Genomic DNA, 4,710 nt, shown 5'->3' on the forward strand with positions numbered 1-4,710 from the left:
GGTGGGTGGCCAGGATCAGCTCCACCCGGCGGCGTCGGCGGCGGCGGAGACCGGGGAGGCGGACGGCGGCCGGAAGGACGCCCGGGAGGACGACGGCGACCGCGGTGGTGCCGCCGACGGCGTCACGGACACGGAGACGGCCGAGCCGGCCACAGGGGAGGACGGCACGGTGGCCCGTGCGGCGGACAAGGCCTCGCCCTCGGTGGTGACCATCTCCACGGCCTCCCGAGCCGGCAGCGGGTCCGGCTCCGGCGTGGTCCTGGACAAGGAGGGGCACATCCTCACCAACAACCACGTCGTGACCATGGGCGGGCAGACCTCGGACGCCGAGATCACCGTGCAGACGGCGGAGGGCACGGTCTACGCGGCGAAGGTGGTGGGCACGGACCCCAAGTCCGACCTCGCCGTGATCAAGGTGGAGGCCGAGGGGCTCACCCCGATCGGGATCGGCCGTTCGAAGGACATCTCGGTGGGCGACCAGGTGATCGCCATCGGTGCCCCGCTCGGTCTGGCCGGCACGGTGACCGACGGCATCGTCTCGACCCTGAACCGCACGATCGCGGTGGCCTCTTCGGAGGTCCCGGACGACACCGCCCAGGGGTCGCCCTACGAGTTCCAGTTCCCGCAGCAGCCCGGCGGCAGGCAGGCCCAGGGCTCTGTCTTCCTCAACGTCATGCAGACGGACGCGGCCATCAATCCCGGCAACTCGGGCGGCGCGCTCGTGGACGCGCACGGTGACCTGGTGGGCATCAACGTCGCGATCGCCTCCGCCGGCGGTCAGGGCGGCGAGTCCGGCAACATCGGCGTCGGCTTCGCCATCCCCGGCGACTACGCCCACCGCATCGCCGAGGAGCTCATCGCCGACGGCGAGGTGGAGCACGCGTTCCTCGGCGTCTCCGTCACGCCGGCGGAGGCCGAGATCGAGGGCGGCGACCGCCGCACCCGCACCCAGTTCAGCGCCGGTGCCGAGGTGCGGGAGGTGGTCTCCGGGTCCCCGGCCGACGAGGCCGGCCTGCGGCGCGGCGACGTCGTGACCGCGGTCGACGGTCGTCCGGTGAAGGACAGCGAGTCCCTCACCGCCACCGTGCGGCAGTTCGCCCCCGGCGACGAGGCCGAGGTGACCGTCCGCAGGGACGGGGAGGACCGGACCCTCCAGGTCGCCTTCGCCGCGAACGACGAGGAGTCCTGATCCGGGCACGCCTGCACGGGACACCGGGGACGCCGGCGGGGTCCGCAACCGGGAGAATGGGAGCCATGCAGACTCCCCTCACCCCCGCAGACCTCGCCGCACGCCACGGCTGGCGCACCGCGCTCGCCGTGGGCGCGCACCCCGACGACCTGGACTTCGGCGCCCGCGGCCCCACCCTGGGCGGCCTCACCGCCGCCGGAGTACGGGTGGTCCAGTGCATCGTCACGGACGGCGACGCCGGGGGCTTCGACTCCGAGGGCCCGGAGGCCATGACCGCCCGGCGCCATGCCGAGCAGCGTGCTGCCGCCGCGGCGCTCGGCGTCGACGAGGTGCACTTCCTCGGCGAGCGGGACGGATACCTGGAGCCGGACCACCGGGTGCAGAAGGCCCTGGTGCGGGTCATGCGGCAGGTCCGCCCGGACGTCGTGCTCAGCCTCCATCCGGAGCGGGACTGGGAGCGTCTGCAGCGCTCCCACCCGGACCACCTCGCCTGCGGCGAGGCCGTGGTGCGCGCCAGCTATCCGGCGGTCGAGAACCCCTACGCCTACCCGGAGCTGCTGCAGGAGGAGGGCCTGGAGGCGTTCCGCATCCGCCACCTGCTGCTCTACGCCGCGCCGCGAGCCAGGGTGAACGCGGCCGTGGACGTGACGGGCCTGGAGGAGCTCAAGGTCCGTGCCCTGGACGCCCACCTGTCCCAGCACCCGGACGTGGACGGCATGCGCGCCTTCGTCCGCCGCCAGATGCGGGACGAGTTCGCCCGCGCCGGCGGCACGGGGGAAGGGTCGGCCGAGTCCTTCCACCTGGTCGAGGTCAACGGAGCGGACACCATCGCCGGCTTCTGAGCCTGCTGACACGCACGAGGGGCGCCCCACGGCATCGGCCGTGAGGCGCCCCTCGTGCTGCGGGCATGCGGGACGGTTCAGCCGTCCATGGTCCACCGGCCGCCGTAGCGCGGCCCGTCATTGCCCGGGCGGAGCACCACGGAGGAGTGCACGTCGTCCGAGGGCTGCTCGGCGCCGGCCTCCGGCTCGACCGTCATGCCAACGGCGCCGTGGGAGTCGATGCCGTGGAACGTGACCGGCTCGGTGAGCTCGTCCGCGGCGAACACGCCGAGGGACTGCGCCTGCTGGGACTCGTCCTTGGGCAGCAGCCACAGCTGGTACGACTGGCCCTGCGGCAGCGGCTCGAGCCCCTCCAGGCGCACGTAGCCGGCGTCGATGTCGCGGGAGGTGGCCACCTGCATCGTGCCGCCGTCGCGGGTCTGCACCGGATCGGAGCGGTAGACGTCGTCGGCCCGGTCCACCCGCTCCGGCAGGCCCGGTCCGGTGAGCAGGACGAGCGCCGTGACCAGGGCGGCCAGGACCAGCAGGACGGCCGCACCGACGGCCACGAGCATGCGGCGGCGTCGCGGCGCCTCGTCCTCGGGGTGTGCCGCACCGGGTCGTGGTCCACGAGCGCCACCCCGATGTCCTGGGCGGGGAGCCGGCGCAGGACACGGTCCAGCAGGTCGGAGGGCGGCTCCTCCTGGTGCGAGCGGAACGCCCACGTGACGGCGTTGCGGGCGGCACGCAGGCGGGTGCGCCACAGGGTGCCCTCGCTCGGTCCGCGGCCGGCCACGGAGCCCTCCACGAGGGTCCGCTCGTCGCCGTCGAGGGCGTCGAGGGCAGCGAGGTCCGCCAGCTCGAGCGCACGGCCGGCGTCCACGTCACCGCGGACGGTGTCCGTCAGGCCGGCGGTGCGGGACGGGGTGGCGCTGAGGGGCCCGGTGAGGGTGCCGCTCGTCTGCTCGGCGTCCCGGTGTGCCGCCACGAGTGCCTGGACGCCGTCACGGACGAGCTCCTTGGCGCGCGCTGCGGGGACGTCGAGCTCCTCGGCCAGGCGTCGCACGGTGCGTCCGCCCAGCCAGGCCACGGCGACCGCCCGGTACTGCTCGTCCGTGAGGGACGTGCAGCTCAGGGGGCGCTCCGCGGGGAGCCGGTCGCCCTTGCCGGCGTTGTCCGGCAGGAGGCCGTGGCCGCGTTCGGGCAGGGAGTCGGTGCGGGCCAGGGTGGTGACCACACGGTGGGCGAGGACCTCGAGCCAGGTGAACACGGTGCGGTCGCGGCGGCGGACGTCGTCGTCCTCGGTGAGGTCCAGGTCGGCCTCCGCGGCCTCCTCCCAGGCCGTGAGGTAGACGAGGGCGGTGGCCTCGGCGGCGTCCCTCTCCGAGGCCAGCACGGACCGGGAGAGGGCGTGGACCCAGGGGACGGTGGCGTCGTAGAAGGCGGCGAAGGCCGCGCGGTCGCCCTCGGCGCTCAGGCGCAGGAGGACGTCGAGGGCGGGCAGGGCGTCGCCGTCGGCGGAGTCGTGGTGCGGGCCGGTGTCAGCGGGGGAGGTCGCGTCCATGATCTTGTCAGTCTAGGCAGGCGGAGCCGGCAAATCCGTGCTGACGCCACGCCTCGAAGGTCACGATTGAGGCTGCATTCGCGAGGTTGAGCGAGCGCCGCGCCGGCTGCATCGGCAGTCGCACCGTCTCGGTGATCCGCGGGTGGGCGAGGGCCTCGTCCGGCAGCCCGGTGGACTCGCGGCCGAACAGGAGTACGTCGCCGGCGGTACGTCACCTCGTCGTAGCGCATCTCGCCCCGGGCGGTGAACGCGAAGACCCGTGCGCCCGGCAGCGCGTCCAGGGCGGCGTCGAGGTCCGGGTGCGTCGTCATGACTGCGAGGTCGTGGTAGTCCAGGCCGGCACGGCGCAGGTGGGCGTCCTCGAACGTGAACCCGAGCGGCTCCACCAGGTGCAGGCGGGTGCCGGTGATCGCGGCCAGTCGGATGGCATTGCCGGTGTTCCCGGGGATCTCCGGGGTGTGGAACATCAGGTGGAACCCAGGGGTGCCGGGAGCGGGGGAGCGCTCGGCGGTCAGGTGCGGGTTCTGGGTGCGGCGGGGAGGGACGGTGGCGGACACGCCCTCCATCGTAGGGGCGCGAGGCGACAGCCTCTGGACGGCCTCCGCACGGCTGGTCGACGAGCTCAGTACAGCTGGTCGACGAGCAGGCCGAGCGCGGCGCGGTCCACCGTGTCCGGGGCCGAGCCGGTGCCGAGGAACAGCAGGAGCTCGCGCACGAGGCCACGCCCGGGGGCCGGGGCCGCGGTGAGCAGGTCCTCGCGGGCGGCGGGGTCCTCGGCGCCGCGGGTGTGGCGGATGACCGGGGAGAGGCGTTCGTCCCGGTCGGTCATCACCAGCACGAAGCCGCCCACGGTGACCTGGGGCAGGGCCCGCTGCAGGGTGCTCATGGCGGGGCCCAGCAGGGGCGGCGAGGCGGCGGAGCGATGGGCGGAGAGCGTCGCGCCGTCCCACGTGTAGACGCCGTCCGGGACCTGCATGGAGCCGATCAGGGCGAGCCGGTCCCCGCAGAGGACGGCGTGGTCCACGTCCAGGGCCCGCTGGAAGCGCCCGCCCAGGCCGAGCCCGGTGAGGAACCGGGCGGCGGGCAGCACCGGGGCGACGTCCGCGTCGAGCAGGCGCAGCACCGGGCCTGACGGC

General features: G+C 74.4%; 2 protein-coding genes and 3 pseudogenes. 2 read left to right on the forward strand and 3 right to left on the reverse strand.

The window, feature by feature from the left end:
- Together AC2W7A_RS09655 and AC2W7A_RS09660 are read left to right on the forward strand one after the other, a co-directional pair.
- On the forward strand, positions 1–1,189 hold a 1,189-nt coding region (locus AC2W7A_RS09655; RefSeq protein ID WP_485991173.1), incomplete at its 5' end, for a S1C family serine protease.
- 65 nt (positions 1,190–1,254) lie between these two features.
- Positions 1,255–2,031, forward strand: a complete 777-nt coding sequence (locus tag AC2W7A_RS09660; protein ID WP_485991174.1) for a PIG-L deacetylase family protein — start codon at positions 1,255–1,257, stop codon at positions 2,029–2,031.
- A gap of 218 nt (positions 2,032–2,249) precedes the next feature.
- Here AC2W7A_RS09660 and AC2W7A_RS09665 read toward each other — a convergent pair.
- The 3 pseudogenes from AC2W7A_RS09665 to AC2W7A_RS09675 form a co-directional block, all read right to left on the reverse strand.
- Positions 2,250–2,585 (reverse strand): annotated as a pseudogene (locus AC2W7A_RS09665) (anti-sigma factor); the annotation flags it as partial.
- Between the two features lie 996 nt (positions 2,586–3,581).
- Positions 3,582–4,041: pseudogene (locus tag AC2W7A_RS09670) on the reverse strand (tRNA (cytidine(34)-2'-O)-methyltransferase).
- A gap of 155 nt (positions 4,042–4,196) precedes the next feature.
- Positions 4,197–4,710 (reverse strand): annotated as a pseudogene (locus AC2W7A_RS09675) (J domain-containing protein); the annotation flags it as partial.

This window comes from Micrococcus sp. LASM2_SD2, from assembly GCF_057364565.1.

Bases quoted from the DNA above. Each gene is read 5' to 3' on its own strand.
- AC2W7A_RS09660 (WP_485991174.1), top strand. From the start codon at position 1,255: ATGCAGACTCCCCTCACCCCCGCAGACCTCGCCGCACGCCACGGCTGG.